At 68.9% G+C, this 22504-nt stretch carries 16 protein-coding genes and 1 pseudogene; 9 read left to right on the top strand and 8 right to left on the bottom strand.

Annotation, left to right across the window (positions count from 1 at the left end):
* Position 1: 1 nt before the first annotated feature.
* Complete coding sequence (locus ACGFT1_RS24530) at positions 2-823, top strand: HAD family hydrolase (RefSeq protein ID WP_373911109.1); 822 nt, start codon at positions 2-4, stop codon at positions 821-823.
* A 79-nt stretch (positions 824-902) separates the two neighbouring features.
* On the opposite strand, the gene ACGFT1_RS24525 is transcribed toward ACGFT1_RS24530, so the two are convergent.
* Complete coding sequence (locus ACGFT1_RS24525; protein ID WP_373911108.1) at positions 903-2342, bottom strand: MFS transporter; 1440 nt, start codon at positions 2340-2342, stop codon at positions 903-905.
* A gap of 212 nt (positions 2343-2554) precedes the next feature.
* Here ACGFT1_RS24525 and ACGFT1_RS24520 point away from each other — a divergent pair, with 212 nt between their 5' ends.
* Positions 2555-4501, top strand: coding sequence for a BTAD domain-containing putative transcriptional regulator (locus ACGFT1_RS24520; protein ID WP_373911107.1), 1947 nt, complete (start codon positions 2555-2557; stop codon positions 4499-4501).
* A gap of 32 nt (positions 4502-4533) precedes the next feature.
* Positions 4534-5090 (top strand): annotated as a pseudogene (locus ACGFT1_RS24515) (transposase); the annotation flags it as partial.
* 134 nt (positions 5091-5224) lie between these two features.
* Here the strand turns inward: ACGFT1_RS24515 and glgA are convergent.
* The 4 genes from glgA to ACGFT1_RS24495 all read right to left on the bottom strand — a co-directional run bounded on the left by glgA (position 5225) and on the right by ACGFT1_RS24495 (position 9730).
* A complete protein-coding gene (glgA, locus tag ACGFT1_RS24510) occupies positions 5225-6406 on the bottom strand; it encodes a glycogen synthase (protein WP_373911106.1) in 1182 nt (393 codons plus the stop codon).
* A 17-nt stretch (positions 6407-6423) separates the two neighbouring features.
* Positions 6424-7428 (bottom strand): ParB N-terminal domain-containing protein, encoded by a 1005-nt coding sequence (locus ACGFT1_RS24505; RefSeq protein ID WP_373911105.1) that lies wholly within the window; start codon positions 7426-7428, stop codon positions 6424-6426.
* A gap of 1195 nt (positions 7429-8623) precedes the next feature.
* On the bottom strand, positions 8624-9331 hold the full coding sequence (locus ACGFT1_RS24500; protein WP_373911104.1) for a peptidylprolyl isomerase: 708 nt from the start codon (positions 9329-9331) through the stop codon (positions 8624-8626).
* Positions 9332-9391: 60 nt separating this feature from the next.
* Entirely contained in the window at positions 9392-9730 is a 339-nt protein-coding gene (locus tag ACGFT1_RS24495) for a hypothetical protein (RefSeq protein WP_373911103.1), read from the bottom strand.
* Positions 9731-10227: 497 nt separating this feature from the next.
* Between ACGFT1_RS24495 and ACGFT1_RS24490 the strand changes: the two genes are divergently transcribed.
* From ACGFT1_RS24490 to ACGFT1_RS24475, 4 genes are all read left to right on the top strand, one after another.
* Positions 10228-11034 (top strand): SDR family oxidoreductase, encoded by an 807-nt coding sequence (locus ACGFT1_RS24490; protein WP_373911293.1) that lies wholly within the window; start codon positions 10228-10230, stop codon positions 11032-11034.
* A gap of 6 nt (positions 11035-11040) precedes the next feature.
* Positions 11041-12381, top strand: coding sequence for an NAD(P)/FAD-dependent oxidoreductase (locus ACGFT1_RS24485; protein ID WP_373911102.1), 1341 nt, complete (start codon positions 11041-11043; stop codon positions 12379-12381).
* An 84-nt stretch (positions 12382-12465) separates the two neighbouring features.
* Positions 12466-13953, top strand: a complete 1488-nt coding sequence (locus ACGFT1_RS24480; RefSeq protein ID WP_373911101.1) for a cytochrome ubiquinol oxidase subunit I — start codon at positions 12466-12468, stop codon at positions 13951-13953.
* A complete protein-coding gene (locus tag ACGFT1_RS24475) occupies positions 13953-14993 on the top strand; it encodes a cytochrome d ubiquinol oxidase subunit II (RefSeq protein WP_373911100.1) in 1041 nt (346 codons plus the stop codon). Before ACGFT1_RS24480 ends, ACGFT1_RS24475 begins: the two co-directional genes overlap by 1 nt.
* A 91-nt stretch (positions 14994-15084) precedes the next feature.
* Here ACGFT1_RS24475 and ACGFT1_RS24470 read toward each other — a convergent pair whose 3' ends face one another.
* The 3 genes from ACGFT1_RS24470 to ACGFT1_RS24460 form a co-directional block, all read right to left on the bottom strand.
* Positions 15085-16665: a GMC oxidoreductase gene (locus ACGFT1_RS24470; protein WP_373911099.1), complete on the bottom strand. Its 1581-nt coding sequence runs from the start codon at positions 16663-16665 to the stop codon at positions 15085-15087.
* 536 nt (positions 16666-17201) lie between these two features.
* On the bottom strand, positions 17202-18146 hold the full coding sequence (locus ACGFT1_RS24465; protein ID WP_373911098.1) for a cyclase family protein: 945 nt from the start codon (positions 18144-18146) through the stop codon (positions 17202-17204).
* A 3-nt stretch (positions 18147-18149) separates the two neighbouring features.
* Positions 18150-19970 (bottom strand): glycoside hydrolase family 15 protein, encoded by a 1821-nt coding sequence (locus ACGFT1_RS24460; protein WP_373911097.1) that lies wholly within the window; start codon positions 19968-19970, stop codon positions 18150-18152.
* Positions 19971-20329: 359 nt separating this feature from the next.
* On the opposite strand from ACGFT1_RS24460, the gene ACGFT1_RS24455 reads away from it, so the two are divergent.
* Together ACGFT1_RS24455 and ACGFT1_RS24450 are read left to right on the top strand one after the other, a co-directional pair.
* Positions 20330-21283: a DUF389 domain-containing protein gene (locus ACGFT1_RS24455; protein ID WP_373911096.1), complete on the top strand. Its 954-nt coding sequence runs from the start codon at positions 20330-20332 to the stop codon at positions 21281-21283.
* Positions 21284-21512: 229 nt separating this feature from the next.
* Positions 21513-22433, top strand: coding sequence for an aldose 1-epimerase family protein (locus tag ACGFT1_RS24450; protein ID WP_373911095.1), 921 nt, complete (start codon positions 21513-21515; stop codon positions 22431-22433).
* The last annotated feature ends 71 nt before the right edge of the window (positions 22434-22504 follow it).

Genomic DNA, 22504 nt, shown 5'->3' with positions numbered 1-22504 from the left:
GGTGGCGACGGACCTGGACGGCACTCTGCTGCGCAGCGATCTCACGGTCTCCGCGTACACCCGGACCGTACTGCGGCGCCTGGACGAGACAGGGGTCCGGCACGTCATCGTCACGGGCCGCCCCGCGTCGGGATGCGGTCCCTTGTTCCGGGCTCTCGGGTACCGGGGTCTCGCCGTCTGCGGTCAGGGCGCCCAGGTCTACGACGTCGACCGGGACCTCCTCCTCTCCCACACCGAACTGGACCGGGCCGCCGCGCAGGCGGTCGTGGCCCGGCTGACCCGTCGGGTCGGACACCTGCACCTCGCTGTCGTCACCTCCGGCCCTCTGGGTGAGTTCGTCATAGCACCTGGTTTCAGCCGGGGTGACGAACGCGAGCTGTCGCCCTTCCGCCTCGTGCCCGACGAGGATCTGTGGAGCCGGCCCGTCGACAAGGTTCTCTTGCGCCACGATGTGCTGTCCGACAGCGAACTGGCCGCCGAGGCCCTCGCGCGCTGCGGGCCCGGACTGAGGGTGATGCACGCCGGCCCCGGGATCGTCGAACTCCTCCCGGCGGGCTTCGACAAGGCCACCGGTCTGTCACAGGTCTGCGCGGTGCTCGGCGCCACCCCAACGGACGTCGTCGCGTTCGGGGACATGCCCAACGACGTCCCGATGCTCAAATGGGCTGGTCACGCGGTCGCCATGGCGAACGGCCATCCGGAACTGAAGGCCGTGGCAGATGAGATCGCACCCTCCAACGACGATGACGGAGTTGCCGTCGTACTCGACCGGCTTCTGCACGAGGCGCTGCCGGAGCCCAGCACGACGTCGGCCGCGGGCTGAGTGCCCGGCGCAGACGACGGTGCCGCTCTGCGATGCGCGGAGCGGCAGTGGTCAGCGTGTGCTCAGAGTTCCAGCAGGATCACCGCCGGTCCCGGCCCCGAAGCCACAAGCCGCTCACAGCGACCGCGGCGAGCACGGGGAGGGTGGCGGCGAGTATCGCCGCCCGGTAGCCGCCGGTGAGGCCCGCGAGTCCCGTATCCCGGGTGAAGGTGGCGGCGACGGTGCTCAGGAGCGCAAGGCCCAATGCGCTGCCGACCTTCTGGGCCGTGGTGAGCAGACCGGAGGCGGCGCCGGCGTCGCGTGCGTCGAGCCCACTCGTCCCGCACACGGTGAACGTGACGAAGACGAGCCCTCCCCCGAAGCCGATGAACAGCTCGGGCCCGAGCACCTCGGCCCAATAGGCGGCACCGGACATGCACCCGAGCCACAGCAGACCAGCCGAGAACAGGGACAACCCGCAGATCATCACGGGGCGGACGCCGAAGCGTGAGAGCAGGGATCCCGTGAGCCGTGAGGACACCGTTATCGCGGCGACGATAGGCAGAATGGCCAGCCCCGCCGCCAACGGGTTCAAGCCCAGCACCTGCTGAACGTAGAGGCTGAGGAAGAAGATGACGGGCCCGATGGCCATGTTGATCAGCGCTGCGACAAGGTTCGCTCCGCGGATCTCGGGGATACGCAGGATGCGCAGCGGAAACAGCGGATCGGCACTTCGGTTCTGACGTACCACCACGATCGACAACACCGTCAGGGAAATCAGCACCAGGCCACACGTCCGCACCGAAAGCATGTTCGATGGCTCGGCATCGACGAGGGCGTACACCAAAAGGGCCATTCCAACGCTGACCCCCACGGCGCTGACGAAGTCGACCCGCGCCCGTCCCGAGCCCCCGGTATCCGGGGGCAGGAGCCGCTGCGAGAAGCAGGCCAGTGCCAGCGCCGCGGGGACGTTGACCAGGAATGTCGCCTCCCAGCCCACGAGGTCCGTCAGCAGCCCGCCCAGGAAATACCCCGCCGAGCCGCCGACCGCGGCGACTGCACCCAGCGTGCCCAGGGCCTTGTGGCGTTCTCTGCGTTCCCCGGCCGTGCGATCCGGGAAGAGTCCCACCAGCAAGGACAGTGCCGTGGGCGAGACGACAGCGGCAGCGAGGCCCTGGGCGCCCCGGGCCAGGATGATCACCTCCGGCGAGGAGGCGAGGCCACCCAGCAACGAGGCGAGCGCGAAGCCCACAAGTCCACCCGCGAACACCTTGCGACTGCCGAGTACGTCTCCCAGCCTGCCCCCCAGCAGCAGGAAACCGCCGAAGGTGAGGATGTAGCTGTTGGCCACCCAGGACAGACTGGAGACGGAGAACCCCAGTTGTTCCTTGATGGTCGGCAGGGCCACCTCGATGATCGCGGAGTCCATGTTGAGGAGGAAGTGACTGCTCACCAGAAGCACCAGCGCGGTGGCGCGTCCGGTGCCCGGTGGATCGAGGGTCACGGCGGATTCGTTCGCCCCTTTATCTGTCAGTGACACGCGGTTCCCTCACGACTCGATGATCGGAGCGCGCATGGGACAGCGGCTCCCGACCCGGGCAAGGTACTGACCGACGCGGCGCCTGACACGGGGTGTTCGACTGTCCAACTGCTGCAGTGCAGCAGTTGGACAGTCGAACACCCCGTGTCACAAAGCGCAGGACTCCTTGGGGTGGCTGACGGACAACCAGCCACCGTGTCATGATCTGCGCCGTGAAGTTCTACGTTCTCGGTTCGTTGCGGATCTCCTCCGCTGCATCGCCACCCATAACTCCGGCCGGAACAAGGGACAGAGCATTTCTGGGCGAATTGCTTGCCCACACGGGACACGCGATTTCCGTCGGCCATATCGTTGAGTCGGCATGGCCTGACCGTCCACCGGTCAACCGCGAGAACGCCGTGCACGTCAGGATATCGCGCCTCAGATCCCTTTTCCGGTCCCTGGCCGGCCGGGAAAGCGCCAAGGCCGTGATCACCACAGAGAACGGCGCTTATCGTCTCACCCCTGAGGAAGTGGACGCCGACCGGTTCGAGCGGCTTCTGGCAGCCGGGACCCGTGCCTACGACAAGGGTTTCCCTGATACCGCAGCATCCCTTCTGGACCGTGCGCTGGGGCTCTGGGAGGGTGACGCGTTCGCCGATGTCGCCGCCGGGGACTGTGTCACGGCGGAGGCGAGCAGGCTGGGCGAGCTGCGCCTACTCGCCTTCGAACGGCAGGCGGAAGCGATGCTGGCACTCGGAGCGTGCTCCAACGTGGTGAACACGCTTACTCCCCTGACCGAGCAGTTTCCCCTCCGGGAGACCTTGCACGGCCATCTCATGACCGCGCTCAACGAACTGGGCCGAACGGCCGAGGCCCTCACGGTGTACGCCAGGATGCGCTCGTCCCTCATCAGGGAACTCGGTACGGAACCCGCCCCCGGCCTGCGCGAACTGCACTGGAGCATATTGCAGCAACGCGCCGCCGACGTCGACGCGCCAGCGGTACGAACCACAGCGGCCGTGACCGCGAGAAACTGGACCCCTCCTGCCCAGCTACCGCGCGGGGTAACCGACTTCGTGCCCACGCAGACCGCGGAAGCAATGGCGCACGCGTTGTCGCGCAGCGATCGTACGACCCCCGTCGTGACGGCGATCACGGGTCAGGGCGGAGCCGGGAAGACCACCCTCGCCGTGCATGTCGCCCGGCGTCTGCGTTCCTCCTTCCCCGACGGGCAGCTCTACATGGACCTCAGCGGCAGCGGCCCTCACCCGACAGACCCCGACGAGGCACTCGCCCAGATGCTGCGCTCCATCGGTCACCCGCCATGGGGCCTGCCCCGGGGCACCGAGGCGCGCGCCGCATGCTTCCGCGACCGCCTCGACGGCCGACGTGTCCTCATCGTGCTCGACGACGCCACGGACGAGACGCAGGTGCAGCACCTGCTACCCGGCAACGCCGAGAGCGGGGTCATCGTCACCAGCAGGGCCTGGCTCACCGGCATGCCCTTCGACGTGCGGCTGGAACACAACCGCCTGGAACCACAAGCGGCACGCTCCCTGTTCCGTCAGGTCGTCGGAGCCACCCGCACGGACCGCGAGCCGATGGCCGTACAGGAGGTGACACGCCTGTGCGGCTATCTGCCGCTCGCCCTGCGCCTGGCGGGCGCCAGGCTGGTCGCGCGAGCGCACTGGAGCGTGGGTGACCTGGTCCAGCGCATGACCGCTCACACCGGCCTCCTGGACGAACTCACCCATGGCTCGCTGACCATGCACTCCTGCTTCGAGCCAGCCTATAAGCGCCTGTCCGAGGAAGAACGCCGGCTGTTCCGCATGCTCGGACTGTGCGGGGCTGGAATGTACTCCGGATTCGACGGAGCACAACTGCTCAGCCGATCGGAACTGGAGGCCACCGAGATACTCGAACGGCTCGCAGAGGCGCGGTTACTGAGCGTCACGCGATCCAAAGTGGCAGGCGCCGGCCCACTGTTCGGGCTGCAGCTCCTCACTGGCGCCTATGCCAGGGAACGGGCGGACTCCGAGTCGTCGGACAGCGAGCGCGCGGCAGCGGCACATCTTCGAGGCTGGCGAACGGATCCGTCCGAACTGCTGGAGGTGCCATGGGCGCCCCCGGGGCAGCGGACAACGACTTCGACTTTCCGTTCCGGCGTGAGGTTATGAGTCAGGAGCACCTGATCGCGTAGTGGCCGCCTTGGCGGCGTGCCGCCGCCGTCGTCCCGGCCGCAGGGACATCGACGACATCGGCTGGACCCGGGTCGGTCGACCCAACCATCGTCCAGGTCCACCAGCACGCCGTCGGAGCGCTCAGAAGGGGGCAGGCCGCGACGAGTCGGCCGGCCACGCACTCGGATGCTCCCGCGGCGGCCCGAGCGCCGAAATCCACCTGGCCGTAGACGGCCATGCACGGCTTCTCGCTCAAGCCGTCACAGCGGGCCGGGCCGGTGACGCGCCCTCCTTCGAGACGGCCATGGCCCCGCATCCGAGTGCCGAGAACCGACCCCGGCTGGCCGGACCCGCACCACCATGGCCCTGGCTGACCGCGCCTGCTCATCCCGCGCGACCCGCAGCCACCTGCGCCGCCGGCGGATCCGCGCGGTCATCCCGCAGTCGTCGAAAGATCGGCCGCCGTCTGCGCGGGCCTCCAGGGTGGGCGCCGCCCGGCCTCCATGCGGGTGCCTACAAGCAGCGCGACACCGTCGAGTGGTGCATCAACCTCAAACTACGGCGCGGCCTGGCCACACGAACCGACACGACCTCGCCGCCATCCTCATCTGGGTGCAGTGCTGACCAAGGAGGCCGAATCCAGCTGACGCAACACATCCTGATCCGTCAAAGCAGGATGCGGGCAACCACGAGCGGATGCCGGCGTGACACGCCCGGGCATCACACGACGCTTCGATAGATCTCGGCGACCTGGCGTGCCACCCGGTCCCACGTGAAGTGGGACAGCACTCGGCGTCTGCCGGCCTGGCCCATACGTTCAGCGCTCGCTGAGTCCGTGAGGAGCGCGTTCACCCGGACAGCCAGCTCCTTGGCGAATACGGAGTACTGGTCCACGCCACCGCCACCTGTCGGCGCGGTCTCCAGTGGCACCAGGTAACCGGTCTCAGCGTCCACCACTGCCTCTGGTATGCCCCCGGTCGCCGTCGCGACGACCGGAGTTCCGCAAGCCATGGCTTCAAGGTTGACGATACCCAGTGGCTCGTACAGTGAGGGGCAGACGAAAACCCGAGCGTGACTGAGGAGCTGGATCAAAAATCGTCTCGGAACTGGACCACTGACCCAGTGCACCTCAACCGGGCTGTCTTCCATCGCGGCAACCGCTTCGGCGAACTCCGCACGGTGGGCCGCCGTGTCGGCGGACTGGGCGACCACCACCAGCTGGGTACCCGGGATGAAGTTCCACGCCGCTTGCAGAAGGTGCAGCAGGCCCTTCTGGGGGCTGATGCGCGCCACACAGGCCACAATGGGGCGCTCGACGCTTATTCCCTGTTCCTCAAGAGCGTCCGTTCCGAGGTCGGGCGCGTACTGGCTGGCGTCGACGCCGTTGTGGACAACGGTGACACGCCCGGGGTCCACGTCCGAGTAGACCTCCATGATGTCGCGGGCCATGGCATGCGACACCGCGATGACCCTGTCCGCACGGATAAGGGCCTCGCGCTCCATGAAACAGGAAATCTCGTACCCGCCATCCAATTGCTGAGATTTCCAGGGCCTCAATGGTTCCAAGCTGTGCATCGTGATCACATGCGGTATGCCATGCAGTTGCTGAGCAAATCGCCCGGCCAGGTTGGTGTACCACGTGTGACTGTGCACCAGAGAGGCGCCCGCAACGGCGTGTGACATAGAGGCATTCACGGCGAGTGCCTGGAGGGAGGGATTGGCCGCCGCAAGAACACTCGGCACGTCATGTGCCAGAACCGATGCGTTTCCCTCACCCGGCTCGAAGCAGTGAACCCGCAAGTCAACCAGATCACGCAACCGGTCGGCCAGTGACCCTACATGAACGCCCGCACCTCCGTACACGTGGGGCGGATACTCGCGAGTAAGCAAATCCACACGCATCGACGTCCCCCTCTTGCTCATATCGCCTGACGCGATGTGACGCGTTGGCCTTCGTTCAGCTCCGCCGCGATGCCTTGCCATATCTCGGCGTAGCTCAGCAGAAGTTCTGCGACCTGCTCGCGGCAGTGCGCCGGTACGTTGTCAACAATCCGGCTTCTATGCCGGGTGGCAGCCGCGCAAGAGTCAAACAGCCGCAAAACGAGTCGACCGGTTTCACTGAATCGGAGCGAGGGGTCCTTGCACAAGGCATCAAAAATCGGCACGAGGTCGGCGAACGGCCGAGTTCGACGCCGAGGAACGGCGTCAACGGCAGCTTTCCTGTCCTGCTGGTCTCGACGCACCACCTCCTCCCGCAACCTCACGGGAACCGGGTCGTGTCCCTGTCGCAGACGTTTCCGGACGTCGGCCGCAGTACCCGGAGAAATACCTGCAGCCTTGGCGATTTGACGCAGGGAGGCCTCGGGGTTCGCTTTTATGAGTTCAACCGCCAACTCGCGCCCTTGCACTCGGTTCACGGGCCGTACACGACCGTCGATGCCTACGCGGACCCTGGAATCGGCCTCCGCACCCGTTCGCCGGCGGCGCATCTCGGCCACGTTCCTGGCCGACAGTCCGGTCACCGAGGCGATCACACGGTCAGACCATTCAGGGTGAGAGCCGAGGATACGACTCGCAGCGGTGAGCCGGTCTGCCCGGGAAAGCGGCAGGCCATGATCGGCGTTCGCCGCCACGGACAATACAAAAGCATCCTCCTGTTCACCGTCGAAGAATCTGACCGCGATGTGAGTATGGCCTCGCAATTGTGCGGCTCTGAGACGATGCCCCCCGTCGATCACCCGCATCGTTCCTCGATGCACCATGATGGGCGGGTAGGCGTGCTCACTCTCCGCTAGAGTCCTCACATGCCCGTCGTCTTCTCCCGCCGTACGGGGAGAGTCATCGGCGACAAGTGTCGTGATCGGAACTGTCACCACAGGCGATTGCACCACCGACTGCTGACACCTGGCAATGTAGGCCAGCACATTACATGCAGGATCCCCCGCCAGTCCCGCAGAACTCAACACATCTCCTTCTATCGACTACTGAAGGGCTCAGCTGCAACTACTTGGAAACCGTGCGGAGGCACAGTCATGCACAACCGGGCAAAGTAGCTGCAAAGTAAGGCAGCGGCTGAAGTAACTGTCGAAAAGCGAGCAGATCACTTCTGCCATCGTTGATGCCGACACTAGTTAACATCAACTTCAGACGATCACTTGCATCATTTTCGGCCAGTCGGATCATCGTAAGATCCGGACATTTGGGTGTGTACTCCTCGCGAGTCGACCGGAGGTCTACAACGCGGCCGGGCTGGAGAGCATTGAGGGCCACCGCGCCACCGCTTCGGCACTTCCCTCGCGTGGTTACCGGCCCGGCGCGCGGGCTTCACTCGATGCGCTGGCTTGAACGCGTCGCTCCACTAACCCTGTCGAGACGACTCTTAACCCACTACTTGCCGCGTACACCGAGGTCAGGCCGACTTAGAACTGACAGTCACCCAGAAACCTTCAGATCTCTCAGACAGCAGGATGAGCTTCGCTTACCCGGCACCTTCAGACATCGATATAATTGTAGACACCATTGGGACGAACCCCCGCTTCGGGGCCGGAGAAGACGATGTGGCCTCACACACCGCCTCCCTCATCCAGCAGTAACGGCGGGATCTCCTGAATCGGCTGCTCGCTCAGCCCTGCTTCGCCGACAGAGTGGGGGGCACTCTCTCGCACGGCCGACGCATCCGCAGACAGCCGACAAGAACCGAGTTCCCCCAGTCTTTTGCTGATGTGAGGTTGTAGGCGCGTGCACCGGACGCTGTGCGTGAGCGGTTCATGCTGCCCGCGCCGGAGCAGGAGGCTGCCGGTGCTGGGCGGCCAGGCGGCCAGCGGCGGCTCATGAGCATGGTCATCGACCACAGGATGAGGGTCTCGCTGGTGTCGGTGCGTCGTTCGTAGTCACGGACCAGGCGTCGGTTGCGCAGGAACCAGGCGAAGGAATCGCACCCTGCCCCTACGAACCGTGCCAGTCGGCTCAGTCGCTGGGCCGAGCGGGAGTGATTCGGGCCATGTCAAGAGTGGAACGCTTCCCAGCGACACGCCGGACCGGCACCCTCATCGCGGTGCCTGACTTCAACGTGGCACCACCAGTCACGTAGCCGGACCGCGCTGACCCCGCCACTGTTCGTCAAGGCCGGCAGGACGGCCGGACGCTGCGCAGCTCGGTCCGCAGCACGGGCGTGCCGTCGACAGGCACCGGGTCCTGCGCGGTCGGCTCGATACCGCCGGCTGCGATCTTGTCGAGCGTCTCCAGACCGGTGGCGCCGACCGTGCCGAACACCGTGTAGTTCGGTCGCAGCGCGGAGTCGCCGTAGACGACGAAGAACTGCGAACCGTTCGTGTCCGGCCCAGCGTTGGCCATCGCCAGCAGGCCGCGCCCATAGAGGCGACGCACGCCGGTCGGATCGCTCGGTGCCGGCGGGAGGTCCACCGGCAGCTCGTCCTTGTACTTGTACCCCGGCCCACCCTCGCCCGTGCCGGTCGGATCGCCGCACTGCAGGACCTTCAGCGTCGGATACGCCGTCAGCCGATGGCACACCGTACGGTCGTAGAAGCGGTGCTGCGCCAGATGCACGAAACTCTGAACCGTGCACGGCGCCTTCGCCCGATCGAGGTGCAGCGGGAGCGGGCCCTGGCTGGTCGGGACAGCCATGTCGACCGCGCCGTGACCGGGGGTGTGCCGCGGGTCGGGCGGCAGGGGAACCGGACGAGCCGCCGGCTCGTCCGGGGTCTGGGTGTACCGGCAGGGGCCATGCGTGGTTCGCGGCGGGGCGTCGGAAGCGGAGGCGGTACTGCCCCCGGACGTGACCAACGCCAATGCCGCCAACGCGGTCATGAGTGCTCGGTTCATCCTGCACACCCTCCCGAAGATCGCCAGTTTCGGAGCGCTCGCAGTCTAGGGCCGCGCCCGGAGGGGCGGGAACCCGCTCTCCGAGCCACATCCGCTGTTGCTCAGGTCGTTCGCGTTCCCTGGCGGGAAGAGCGCTCCGATGTCGCGCCGGTGGACCGGCAGCAGACAGGCGCCGAACCCGCCGGAACTCGCCGGGCCGACCACGGCCAGCAGGATCGGGACGAGCATGGTGCCCGCTTTCCCCGCCACTGCCTGGATCGCCGCGGCCGCCAGCGTCACCGCCGAGGTGATCAGCCGGAAGCCCGGCAACAGGGGCCAGAACTGGCTGCCGGAGCGCGCGCCGCCGCGCGCCTTCTCATCGGCCGGTGCCCCGGCATCAGCCACCGGCCCTCACATCCCCGCACCTCCAAAGCGGTACGTCCCGTCAACGGCCTCGCGCGGCTGGACCGGGACAGCACCGGTTGCCACCCCACCACGCGCCGCCCGAGGCGGTATCACCACAGACCCAGAAGGGGTGTCGGCCGCCCATCCGGGTTGCGGCGTCGTTGCCGCCGTTGCCGCCCGGGAGTGCGCGTGGTCATCGACACGAGCCGGACATCGACATCATCAGTGACACGTCGGTGTCTCCCGCCGCGGGGCCGGCGTAGCCCGACGGTGTGACGTGCCCGGCCGAAGTGCGGCCGGGCTGCGTGCCGGTCCGTCTCACCCGCGGCGCAGGGTGCTTTCGTCGGGGGGCCGGGTATCCGACCGCTCCTGGTCCGTCCTGGCGGGCCGGCCGACGTCCAGCCTTTCTCGTGCGCGTCGTTCCGGATGCTGAGGGCGCCGTCCGAAACGCACAGGGAGAGATCGTGGTGGCAGCGAAAGTCGAGAACCGCGGGACGATGACCGCGCAGCTTCTCAGGGGCCAGAAGGCGCTGGTGACCGGTGCCAACTCGGGGATCGGCCTGGCGACCGCACTCGCCCTGGGCCGGGCCGGAGCGGACGTCGTGGTGAATTACGTCGTCGGTGCGCACGAGGCAGAGGACGTCGTGAAGGAGATCGAGGGCTTCGGGGTCCGCGCCTATGCCCACGAGGCCGACGTGTCCGACGAGGACCAGGTGACAGCCATGGTCCAGCGGATGGTCGAGGAGTTCGGGACCATCGACATCATGGTGGCCAACGCGGGCCTGCAGCGGGACGCGGCCGTGACGGAGATGACGCTCGCCCAGTGGCAGAAGGTCATCGACGTCAACCTGACCGGTCAGTTTCTGTGCGCGCGGGAGGCAGCCAAAGAGTTCATGCGGCGCGGTGTGGTGGAGGAGGTCTCCCGTTCGGCGGGGAAGATCATCTGCATGAGCTCGGTCCACCAGATCGTCCCCTGGGCGGGGCACGTGAACTACGCCTCCTCCAAGGGCGGGGTGGGCATGCTGATGCAGACCCTCGCCCAGGAGCTGGCCCCGCATCGGATCCGGGTCAACGCGGTCGCGCCGGGCGCCATCCGCACGCCGATCAACCGCGACGCCTGGTCCACCCCCGAAGCCGAGGCGGAACTGCTGCGCCTCATCCCGTACCGCCGCGTGGGCGACCCGGACGACATCGCCAACGCCGTCGTCGCCGTGGCGTCCGACCTGCTCGACTACGTCGTCGGCAGCACCCTCTACGTCGACGGCGGAATGACGCTCTTCCCCGGCTTCGCCACCGGGGGCTGAGCCACGATGCAGGATCACGTCACGCCCCGCCGGGTGGTGATCCTCGGTGGGGGGTTCGCGGGGCTGTTCGCCGCCCGTGCCCTACGGATGTCACCGGTGGCCGTGACCGTGGTCGACCGACGTGCCCACCATCTCTTCCAACCGCTGCTCTATCAATGCGCCTCCGGGATCCTGTCCGAGGGGCAGATCGCGCAACCGCTCCGCGGGGTCCTTCGGCGCCATCACAACGTGAGGTGCGTGCTCGCCGAGGCCACCGACGTGGATGCCGGCGCCCGGCTGGTGCACGCCCGGCGGCCCGGGGGCGAAATCGTTCAGCTGCCCTACGACGAGCTGATCGTCGCGGTGGGCATGCGCCAGTCCTACTTCGGGCACGACGAGTTCAGCGCGCACGCTCCCGGCATGAAGACGCTGGACGACGCGCTGGACATCCGCCGACGGATCTACCGGGCGTTCGAGATGGCCGAGACGGCGGCGAACGACTGGGAACGGCAGCAGTGGCTCACCTTCGCGCTCGTCGGTGGTGGGCCGACCGGTGTGGAACTCGCGGGACAGATCCGGGAGATCGCCGGACACACCCTCGACCGGGAGTTCCAGACGATCGATTCCGCCAAGGCCCGGGTGCTGCTCTTCGAGGGGTCCGACGCGGTGCTGGGTGCTTTCGGCCCTCCGCTGGCCCACCGTGCGGCCCGGACCCTGCAGGGGCTCGGTGTGGAGCTCCACCTCGGCACGATGGTCACCGACATCGACGCGCACGGCCTGACGGTACGAGACCACGACGGCAGGACGACCCGGTTCGGCGCACGCACCGTCCTGTGGACGGCGGGCGTCGAGGCACCGCCGATCGCTGCTGCGCTGGCCCGGGCGACCGGCGCCACGCAGGACCGGGCCGGACGCATCCTCGTCGAACCCGACCTCACCGTCCCCGGCCATCCGGAGATCCGCGTCACCGGCGATGTGATGAGCCTGAACAGGCTGCCCGGCCTGGCCGAGGTCGCCATGCAGTCGGGTGCGTACGCCGGCCGGCGCGTACGCCACGCCGTCGAGGGCAGGACGAAGCAACCGAAGCCCTTCACCTACGTGGATCTTGGCAGCGCCGCCTACATCGCCCGGGGCCGGGCCGTCGTCAAGGCCGGGCCGTTGCATCTGTCGGGCTTCATCGGCTGGCTGGCCTGGCTCTTCATCCACCTGGCCTTCCTCACCGGCTTCCGCAGCAGGCTGGGCGCGGTGCTCAGCTGGTCCGTCGCGTTCGCCACCGGCTCGCGCCGCGAGCGCGCTTTCACCCTGCCCGACACCGACGCGTCGGCCGCCCGGGCACCCGGGGCGAAGCCGCCCCCGCCACCTCCCTGAGGACCGGCCGACCCGTCGCGGGGCGCACCTCCGCATCCTGTCCCTCCTCAGCCCGGCTCTGCAGGGCAGACCATCGAGGCGCACATGCTCAGTACCGCCGCCCTTCTGGCGAGCAACGTCCCGGCCCAACTCCTACCGGCTCGCGAACTGATGGCCTTCACCCTGGCCTCGCACATCCTGCTGGTCCCGTTCGGGGTGGCACTGCCGTTCATCACTTTGCTGATGCACCACCGGGGGCTGCGCCGCGACGATCCCGTCGCCCTCAAGCTCGCCCGGCGCTGGTCGGCGGTGATGGCGGTCCAGTTCGCCATCGGCATCATCACCGGCACCGTGCTGTCCTTCGAGTTCGGACTGCTGTGGCCCGGCATGATGGGCCGCTGGGGCGATGTCTTCGGCCTCGGGTTCGGCGTCGAGGCCTGGGCGTTCTTCCTCGAGGCCGTCCTCATCGCGATCTACCTCTACGGATGGCGCCGCCTCAAGCCCTGGACCCACTTCTGGCTCGCCGTACCGCTGCCGCTGGCCGCCCTGATGGGCGCCTTCGGCATCATCGCGGCCAACTCCTGGATGAACACCCCCCAGGGATTCGGCCTCGATTCCCGGGGCAAGCCGGTCGACGTCGACGTGCGACAGGCGATCTTCACCCCGATCTTCGGCCCGGAGTACTGGCACTTCGTGGTCGCGATGCTCCTGACCGCCGGCTACGTGGTCGCCGGTGTGTACGCGGTCGGCTGGCTGCGCGGGCGCCGTGACCGCTACCACCGGCTCGGATTCACAGTGCCGTTCACGGTGGCCGCGATCCTCACTCCGATTCAGTTCATGCTCGGCGACTCCGCCGCTCGCGCCGTCTTCCACAAGCAGCCGATCAAGTTCGCCGCCACGGAGATCGTCTGGAAGACCGACACCCACGTACCCGAGTACATGTTCGGGCGGCTGAACAGTGACGGGACGATCTCCGGCGGACTCAAGATCCCTCAGCTGGACTCGATCCTCGCCGGCTTCAAGCCCAGCACCCAGGTGACCGGGCTGACATCGGTGCCTGCCTCCGACCGCCCCACCGCCGTCCAGGCCACCATCGCGCACTGGGCCTTCGACATCATGGTCACCATCGGCAGTGTGCTCATCCTGCTCGCACTCTGGTACGCCTGGTCCTGGTGGAGACACCGGGACAACCCGCGCGGCCGCTGGTTCTACCGCTGCGCCGCGCTCGCGGGAGCCGCCTGCCTCGTCACCGTGGAGTGCGGCTGGATCACGACGGAGGTCGGCCGCCAGCCCTGGATCGTCTACGACCACATGCGGGTCTCGGAGGCGGTGACCAGCACGCGCGCCGGATCTCTGTGGGCGATGCTCGGCATCGTCATGGCCGTGTACGTGGCCGTTTTCAGCGCGTTCCTCGCGGTCGTCCTGAAGATGCGCACCCGGTGGCGTATCGCCGACGAGGGCGCGGCGGCCCCGCGCGCCGAACTGCCGCCAGAGACCGACACCCCGTACGGGCCCAGAAGCGAGCCCGAGCCCACGACCACCGGGGCCGCGCCCGACGGCCGGTCCGGCCGCACCTCCGGCGGTGCGTCGTGATGGCCGCGTTCATCGCGTGGGTGCTGGTGGTCGTGATCGCCGCCTACGCGTGCGCCGGGGGCACCGACTACGGCGCGGGCTTCTGGGACCTCATGGCCGGCGGCCCGGAGCGCGGCAAGCGGCCCCGCTGGCTCATCGACCACGCCATGGCGCCGGTCTGGGAGGCCAACAACGTCTGGTTGATCTTCGTCCTCGTCGTCATGTGGACCGGCTTCCCGACGATGTTCCAGGCCGTCTTCTCCGCGATGTGGCTGCCGCTGGCCCTTGCCGCCGTCGGACTGGTGCTCCGCGGCGCTGGGTTCGCCCTGCGCAAGCCGACCCGCCGCCTGGCCCAACAACGGGTCTATGGCGCGATGTTCGCCGTCTCGTCCCTCGTGACGCCGTTCTTCCTCGGAGCAGTGCTCGGCGGCGTCGCCTCCGGCCGGGTCAAGGTCGGCACGACCGCTTCCGCGGACGCCTGGGCCAACGGGACCTCCGTCCTCACGGGACTGCTGGCCATCGCCGCCACCGCGTTCCTCGGAGCGGTCTTCCTCTGCTCCGACGCCGTGCGGTTCGGCGCGGACGACCTCGTCGACTACTTCCGTCTGCGGGCGATGATCGCCTTCGCCGCGGTCGTCGTCCTCGCACTCATCGCCCTGCCCGTCACCCACGACGACGCCCGGTACGTCTGGGACGGCCTCACCGGTGGCCTGGGACTGCTGCTGATCATTCTGGCCGCGGTGGCCGGTCTGGCCACGATGCTGCTTCTGTGGCGCCGGTCCTTCGGCTGGTCCCGCTACACCTCGGTGGCGAGCGTCGCCCTGACCGTCGGCGCCTGGGGCTTCGCGCAGCGGCCCTACGTGCTGCCCACCTCGCTGACGGTGGCCGAGGCGGCCGGGGCCGCTCACACCCTGCGCTGGCTGGTGATCGTCACGGGCATCGCGATCGTGCTGGTCGGTCCGGCGCTCGTGCTGCTCTACCGGCTCGACACCATGGGCGAGCTGGAGGAGCTCACCGACGCCGACACCGGGGCCGCCAGAACGCCTGGGGACAACCTGTAGCGGCGCGGGACCGGTTCGCGCAACGAGGGGACCGGCGGGCGGGTGGCACGTGCACCCGCCGCCGGCTCCGACGCCGTGTGCGACTCCCCGATCAGTTCAGCCGGGCGGCGATGTGGTCGCCGACCCGCAGGGCGTTGGCGATGGCGGTCAGTGACGGGTTCACCGCGCCGATGCTGGGGAAGAAGCTGGTGTCCACGACGTAGAGGTTGTCGAGGTCGTGGGCCTTGCAGTTGACATCGAGGGCCGAACTGCGCGGGTCGTCGCCGAACCGCACGGTGCCGGCCTGGTGCGCGGTGGCGCCGATCGGCATGCCCTTGTGCAGGTAGATGCTGTGATCCAGGAGGTGGTGCTCGTGCATGCCCAGGTGTCCGAGCATCCCCCGCAGCTTGTGCTGGAGGCGCTTGAGCCCGGCGATGTTGTTCTTCTCGTCGAGAGCCAGGTGGATGGCGTCGTCCTTGTCCAGGGTGACCCGGCTTTCGGGCAGGGGGAGGTCCTCCCCGCACAGCCAGAAGTCGACGGCGTGGTGCGCCAGTACCTCGAAAGGCATGTCGGGCATGACGGTACCGGCCCAGCGCGGCGCCTCGCCATGGATCTGGTCGGCGTCGGACTTGCCGAGCATCTGGATGCCGCCGAGCGGATACTCCCAGTCGTCGGCGCCCAGGTACCAGTCGTTCAGCGCCAGGGTCTTCTGGAATCTGGTGGGGTTCGGTTCCTTCGACACCGCCATCAGCGCCAGGTTGTTGTGGCGCATGTAGTGGCGTCCCACCACGTCCGAGCTGTTGGCCAGGCCGCCGGGGTGCTTGTCGTTGGCCGAACGAAGCAGCAGAACGGCGGAGTTGACCGCGCCGGCGGCGACCACCACGATGTCGGCGCCGAACGTCTCGGTCGCTCCGTTCTCCAGCTCGGCGACGACCCTGGTGACGGTGCGTCCGGTCGGGTCGGTCTCCAGCCGCCGCACGTTCGCGCCGGTCACCATCGTGACGTTGTCGTACTCCAGTGCCGGATCCACACAGATCACCTGCGCGTCGGACTTGGCGCTCATCAGGCAGGGGAAGCCGTCGACCCGGTCGCAGCGGATGCAGGCGCTGGCGTGGGTGGCCCGGCCGCGCTCGTCCTGGGCGAGGTTCACGCCGATCGGCAGGTGGAAGGGGTGCAGGCCGATTTTCCCCAGATCGTCGCTGAGCTGCTGGATGCGCGCCTCGTGCTCGACCGGCGGGTAGGCGTACTGCGCGCTGCTGGGCCCTGCGGTGGGGTCCTCACCGTGTCGGCCGTGCACCAGGTAGAGGTGTTCGGCCTGGGCGTAGTACGGCTCGAGGTCCTCGTAGCGCAGCGGCCAGGCCGGAGAGACGCCGTCGTGGTGGCGCAGTTCGCCGAAGTCCTCGGGCCGGAGCCGGAAGAGAGCGGCTCCGTAGAACTTGGTGTTGCCCCCGACGTAGTAATTGACCTCCGGGGGGAACTGGTTGCCATGCTTGTCGTACCAGAACTCCGGGGCACGGTACTTGCCCTTGACGAAGACGGCGGTGGAGTCCCAGTTGTCGCGCTCCCGCGGCAGGTAGCCGCCACGTTCCAGGATCAGGACCCGCTTGCCGGTGGGGGCCAGCCGGTGGGCGAGCGTACCGCCGCCCGCTCCCGTACCGATGACGATGACGTCGTAGTGCTGATCGTCGGCCATGAGAGGGTCCCCGTTCTGGGAGTCGTCGGCTGTCCTGGTCGTAGCGCCCGTCCGGGGGGTCTCCGGGGCCGCGCTGTTCCGTACGGATAATTCGCGCCATCGGGACATTCAGTGCCAGTCAACAAGATATCGGGTGGACCGGGTGGCGGCGACCCGGCGAAGTCGAACAGGCACGCAGTCATCTCACGGCCGGAACGGCGCGCACCGCCCGGACGGCGATGGCCGACGGGGCGGCCACCGCGTCGACGGCCGGACCGGGCTCGTCCGACCGCGGCGGTTCGAGATCGGCGCGTGCCACCACCCGGCGCGAGCCGGCGTCGGTCGCCTCCCGGATCCATCCGGCGGTGGACGGCAGCCGCGGCCGGCGATCCTCGTCGTCGAGCGGGCGACCCGCGGCCGTCCTGGCGCGTTCGCGGCCGGGTGGACGCCGTCCGCCTCCGGGAAGGGCACCATGTGCCGCTGCGCCGGCAGCAGTCCCACGGTGGATGTGCCCGACCCCGAGACACCCATGGCCACCACGACCGTGGGCGCCGGGGTCACAGGACGGCGATCGGGTTGACCGGTGAGCCGGTGGCGTCCGGCAGCCTCAGCGGGGCGATCACGCAGAGGAAGGACCAGCGGCCCTCCGCCTCGCAAACCGGCGCCAGATCCTCGAACTGCAGGTAGTCCAGCAGGTGAAGGCCCATGGCGTGGACCGCGAGGACATGCACGGGGAAGTCGACGCCCTCCGTGGAACTCGGTGCTGTGTCGTTGTTCCCGTCACCGCCGAGCACAGCGACCCGCCGGTTCGCCAGGAACTCCAGCGCGGACGGATGGAGCCCAGCGCGCTCACGTGCCGCGTGCCACGGCCCGAGTTCGGCGCGGCGTCGGCGGTGGCCGACGCGGACGAAGAGGAGGTCGCCCTCTCCCACGCGGAGGCGCTGGGCGGTCTCCGCCGCGGCGAGGTCGTCGGCCGTCACGTGATCACCCGGTTCCAGCCACGGCACGCCACGCAACCGCGGGATGTCCAGCAGCACGCCACGTCCGACGATCCCGTCGCGCGCCGCTTCTACGGAGAGCGTCGTGGCACCGCTCGCCGTGACGCTGTTCGCGGACACGCCGCCGTGCAGTGTGCCGTCGTAGATCACGTGGCAGAGGGCGTCAAGGTGGCTGTCGGCGTCGCCGTGCACGTTCATCGTGAAGCTGTCCATCGCGAAGTGGAGCCCGTTCGAGGTGTCTTCCTGCGGCTGCCCTCTCATCCGGTGCTTCGCGGGCTCGGGATTGTCCGGGCCAGGCAGCGTTTCCACCGGCGCGGCGAGTGTGACCGTCCGGCCGGTTCGCACCTCGCGGGTCGCGGCCAGCACCAGGGCGGGAGTGAGCGCGGCCAGAGCGCCCCGGTCACCCGCGGCCCAGGCGGAGCGCGCGTGCAGGCGCCGGTACAGCACGCCGAACTCGTCCTCGGTCAGCCGTGGCGGTTCTGCCGGACGGGCATGCGTGACCATGGGTCAGCGCCCGTTCTCCGCGTCGAGTGCCTCGTCGAGAGTGGTGGCCGCCATAATGAGCGACAGATGGGTGAACGCCTGAGGGAAGTTGCCCAGTTGCTCCCCGCTCGGACCGACCTCCTCGGCGAAGAGGCCGACGTGGTTGGCGTAGGTCTGCATCTTCTCGAAGGTGTAACGGGCCTGGGACAGGCGCCCCGCCCGGGCCAGCGCGTCGACGTAGAGGAAGGTGCACAGACTGAAGGTGCCCTCCGAGCCGCGCAGCCCGTCCGGCGATGCCGCCGGATCGTAGCGGTAGACGAGGCTGTCGGAGACGAGCTTGCGGTCCATCGCGTCAAGCGTGGACAGCCAGGCCGTGGTCCGCGGAGCGATGAAATCGACCCTGGGCATGAGCAGCAGCGAGGCGTCCAGGACGTCGCCGTCGTAATGCTGGACGAAGGCGCGCTCCCTCTCGCTCCAGCCGCGTTCCATGACCTGATCGAACACGGCGTCCCTCGCCTTGCGCCACCGCTCCACGTCGGCGGGCCGGCGGAAGTGGTCGGCCAGGCGCAGCCCGTGGTCGAAGGCGACCCACGACATCACCCGGCTGTAGGTGAAGTTCTGGCGGCCGCCGCGGGTCTCCCAGATGCCTTCGTCCGGCCGGTCCCAGTTGTCGGCCAACCAGTCCAGCGTCCTGGCGAGCGTCTGCCATCCCTCGAAGCTGGCCTGCTGGGCGATCTCGCGCCCCTGGGACACCGCGTAGAGGGCCTCGCCGTAGATGTCCAGCTGCAGCTGGTCGGCGGCTCCGTTGCCGACGCGGACCGGGGAGGAGCCGCGGTAGCCCTCGAAGTGTTCGAGTGTCTCCTCCGGCAGGTCGGGATCGCCGTCGACCCGGTACATCGTCTGGAGCGGCTCCTCCTCCTTGCCCTCGCGCTCACACAGCCTGTCCACCAGCCAGTGGACGAACGCGGTGGCCTCCTCGACGAAACCGAGGTCCAGCATGGCCCGCACCGACAGCGCGCCGTCGCGTACCCAGGTGAACCGGTAGTCCCAGTTGCGCTCTCCGCCCACCTGCTCGGGCAGGCCCATGGTCGCCGCCGCGATGAGAGCGCCGGTGGGGGCGTAGGTGAGGAGCTTGAGGGTGATGACGGAGCGGTGCACCAGCTCGGGCCAGCGGCCCCGGTAGCGGGACTGGTGCAACCAGGTCTGCCAGAACAGGCTGGTGTCATCGAGCTGTGCGGTGAGCCCTTCGTCGGTGAGGGGTGCGGGTGCCTCGCCGCCGGACGCGCAGACGGTGAACACGGCGCCGCCCGACTCGCCAGCGCTCAGCGTCACCCGGCCGCGCACGTCCTGGCCGTCCCGCTCCAGCGGGAAGGAGGTCTGCAGGTGCGCGTCCATCCCCGGGGACCGGAACAGGCCGGTGTTCCCGTCGAGCTCCAGCTCGTGTTCGGCCCGGCCGTAGTCGAAGCGCGGCCGGCACTCGAGCGTGAAGCCGACGGTCCCCCGCACAGCGCGCACGACGCGGATCAGGGTGTGACGGTCCGTCGCGGTGCGGGTCCGGTCCGCAGGCATGAAGTCGACCACCTCGCCCACTCCGTCCGGCGACATGAACCGGGTCACCAGAATGGCCGTGTCGGGGTAGTAGAGCTGCTTGCAGGTCACGTCGGGGTGCTCGGGGGCCAGCCGCATGTACCCGCCACCGTCGTGGTCGAGCAGCGCCGCGAAGACGCTGGGCGAATCGAAACGGGGAGCGGCGAACCAGTCCACGACACCCTGTGACGAGACGAGCGCGGCGGTCTGCAGGTCGCCCACCAGGCCGTGTTCGGCGATGGGAGGGTAGCGGTCCATGGCTGCTCCGAAGTCCGGGAAGATCCCCCTGCTCCCACTATCGGCCACTCGGATGGCCCCTGCGCGTCGGAAGCGGTCGACGACCGCTCGCCCCACGGCAGCCGGTGAGGACATTCCGCCGGCCGGCACCCGCACTCCTTCGGCGCAACGGCGGCCTGCCGCAGGCCGGCCGCGGCCATGGGCCTTGGCCGGGCGACCGAAGCGACCGGGGACGCCAGAGCCGCTCACCGCACCCGGCTTGCCGCCCACAACCATCGGGCGTTACTGATAGGAGTCGGCCGGTCACAGATTGGCCGGCCCTGCGCTCGGGCACCGTGGCGCCTCGGGGGGTCCGCCGACCGGGCGAGGGAGGTTTGTGCATGGAGATGATCCACGTCCGGCTCGTGAGCCCGCCTGATCTCACCCACCGGGCAGTCGGGTTGCTGAGCGACGAGCGCTATGTCTTCAACCTGGTCGTCCTCGCCGAACTGGCGCACAACCCCGACGGCGACGCGATCGAGTGCGACGTCCTGGCGGGCGCGGCCAACGCCGTGCTGCGCGGTCTGCGCGAGCTGGAACTCGACCGCCACGGATCCATCGTCATCGAGCCGGTCGAGATGGCCTTCTCGGGCACCGCCGCCGATGCCGAGCGGCGGCAACTCGGGGCGCTCGCGCACGCGCCGGTCTGGGAGGAGGTCGAAGCGCGCATTCGCGCCGAGGGCACCTACCTGCCGAGTTTCTACGTCTACCTGGTCATCGCAGGCGTCATCGGGGCGGTGGGCATCATCACCAACTCCCAGATCCTGATCGTCGCGGCGATGGTCGTAGGACCGGAGTACGGCGCCATCACCAGCGTTGCGCTGGGCATCGACCGGGGCAACGGCACCAGGGTCCGGCAGGGCCTGTTCGCCCTGACCGTGGGATTCCTGGTGGCCGTCCTGGTGACCTTCCTGTTCTCGTGGGCGATCCGGGGGCTCGACCTCCAACCCAGGGCGTTCGAGCTGGGCATCAGGCCGGTCTCCACGCTGATCGACGCCCCCGACGTCTTCTCCGTCGTCGTCGCGGTACTGGCCGGCATCGTCGGGATCATGTCCCTGACCCAGGCCAGGACGAGCGCGCTGCTCGGCGTCTTCATCTCGGTCACCACCATCCCGGCCGCCGCCGACATCGGCGTCTCCTGCGCGTTCTCCAGCTGGAGCGAGGCGCGCGGATCCCTGGTCCAGCTCCTGCTCAACATCGTGCTGCTGATCGCGGTGGGCGTGCTGATGATCAGATTCCAACGGGCTGTCTGGCGGCGCATCGGCCGTCGCAGCGGGCGCACGGGCAGCGGTTGACGCCGCCGTCCCCGTCCGGGAGAAGGCACGAGCGCCCGTGCGTCGGCCACCGCCTTCCCCTGCCTGTCGTCCCAGCAGGCGAACCTGCCCGGCGATTCCGCCGGTGGGAACGTGTCGCACTTGACCGGGCCGGAGGGGGGCCGCACGCTCCCGACGAGGAGGCCGAAACCACAGGCCACCAGGACGCCGCGTCCGAGGACGCCGGCCGGGCGGACCGAGGAGGCCACGCGTGCAGGAGAGCCGCACCGGACGGCAATGCACCCTCCGCCACGGTAGGCACCGTGCCGTCGTCGTCGAGCTGGGCGCGGCCCTTCGCTCGTACACGGCCGGGGAACGCACCGTCGTCGACGGGTTCGCCGAACAGGACCGGATCACGGGCGGGCGCGGCCAGATCCTGGTGCCCTGGCCCAACCGGATCCGCGACGGCCGCTACCCCTGGGCAGGGCAGAACCTGCAGCTGCCGCTCACCGAGCCGGCCGGCGGCAACGCCATCCACGGGCTGCTCCGATGGGTCGCCTGGCGGATCGTGGAGGAGAGCGACAGCCGGGCCGTCCTGGAGGTTCCGCTGTGGCCGCAGCCGGGATATCCGTTCCACCTCCACGTCCGCGCCGAGTACGCCCTCGGCGGGAGCGGGCTCGAAGTCGCCGTTACCGCGCGCAACCTCGACGTGACCGCCGCACCCTACGGCTTCGGCCAGCATCCCTACGTCACCTCGGGCACCGCTGCCGTCGACCAGGCGGTGCTGACCGTCCCCGCACGGACATGGCTGCGCACCGACGAGCGCGGCCTGCCGGTGGCCGCCGAGCCGGTCGCCGGGACCGAGTACGACCTGCGAACTCCACGAACCGTCGGCGCTCTCCAGCTGGACACTCCCTTCAGCGACCTCGACCGGGGCGCGGACGGTCGGGCCGTGGTGCGCCTGGCCCACCCGTCGGGGGCGTTCGGCACGGACGTGTGGCTCGGTGAAGGCGCCGACTACGTGCAGCTCTACACCGGCGACACCCTTCCGCCAGGGGAGCGCCGGCGCGCCGTCGCCATTGAGCCGATGACCTGCCCGCCGGACGCCTTCCGCAGCGGCACGGGGCTCGTCAGCCTCGGTCCCGGCGAGCAGCACACCGTCCGCTGGGGGATCACGCCGTGGGGAGAGTGACAGCGCCGTCACCGTCCCCGACGTTCACGCGGCACTCGGCGGAGGCCTGACCCGCCCGGCCGTGCAGCCGG

The organism is Streptomyces sp. Y20 (assembly GCF_043195475.1).
Lineage (GTDB): Bacteria > Actinomycetota > Actinomycetes > Streptomycetales > Streptomycetaceae > Streptomyces.
The sequence above is the reverse complement of the archived record's forward strand: the minus strand, read 5'-3'. Positions and strand labels throughout refer to the sequence as shown.

What these genes read in the sequence shown, in the direction of transcription:
- glgA (WP_373911106.1), bottom strand. Translation starts at nt 6,406, where the DNA reads ATGCGTGTGGATTTGCTTACTCGCGAGTATCCGCCCCACGTGTACGGA.
- ACGFT1_RS24500 (WP_373911104.1), bottom strand. Translation starts at nt 9,331, where the DNA reads ATGACCGCGTTGGCGGCATTGGCGTTGGTCACGTCCGGGGGCAGTACC.
- ACGFT1_RS24490 (WP_373911293.1), top strand. Translation starts at nt 10,228, where the DNA reads ATGACCGCGCAGCTTCTCAGGGGCCAGAAGGCGCTGGTGACCGGTGCC.
- ACGFT1_RS24485 (WP_373911102.1), top strand. Translation starts at nt 11,041, where the DNA reads ATGCAGGATCACGTCACGCCCCGCCGGGTGGTGATCCTCGGTGGGGGG.
- ACGFT1_RS24480 (WP_373911101.1), top strand. Translation starts at nt 12,466, where the DNA reads ATGCTCAGTACCGCCGCCCTTCTGGCGAGCAACGTCCCGGCCCAACTC.
- ACGFT1_RS24475 (WP_373911100.1), top strand. Translation starts at nt 13,953, where the DNA reads ATGGCCGCGTTCATCGCGTGGGTGCTGGTGGTCGTGATCGCCGCCTAC.
- ACGFT1_RS24470 (WP_373911099.1), bottom strand. Translation starts at nt 16,665, where the DNA reads ATGGCCGACGATCAGCACTACGACGTCATCGTCATCGGTACGGGAGCG.
- ACGFT1_RS24465 (WP_373911098.1), bottom strand. Translation starts at nt 18,146, where the DNA reads ATGGTCACGCATGCCCGTCCGGCAGAACCGCCACGGCTGACCGAGGAC.
- ACGFT1_RS24460 (WP_373911097.1), bottom strand. Translation starts at nt 19,970, where the DNA reads ATGGACCGCTACCCTCCCATCGCCGAACACGGCCTGGTGGGCGACCTG.
- ACGFT1_RS24455 (WP_373911096.1), top strand. Translation starts at nt 20,330, where the DNA reads ATGGAGATGATCCACGTCCGGCTCGTGAGCCCGCCTGATCTCACCCAC.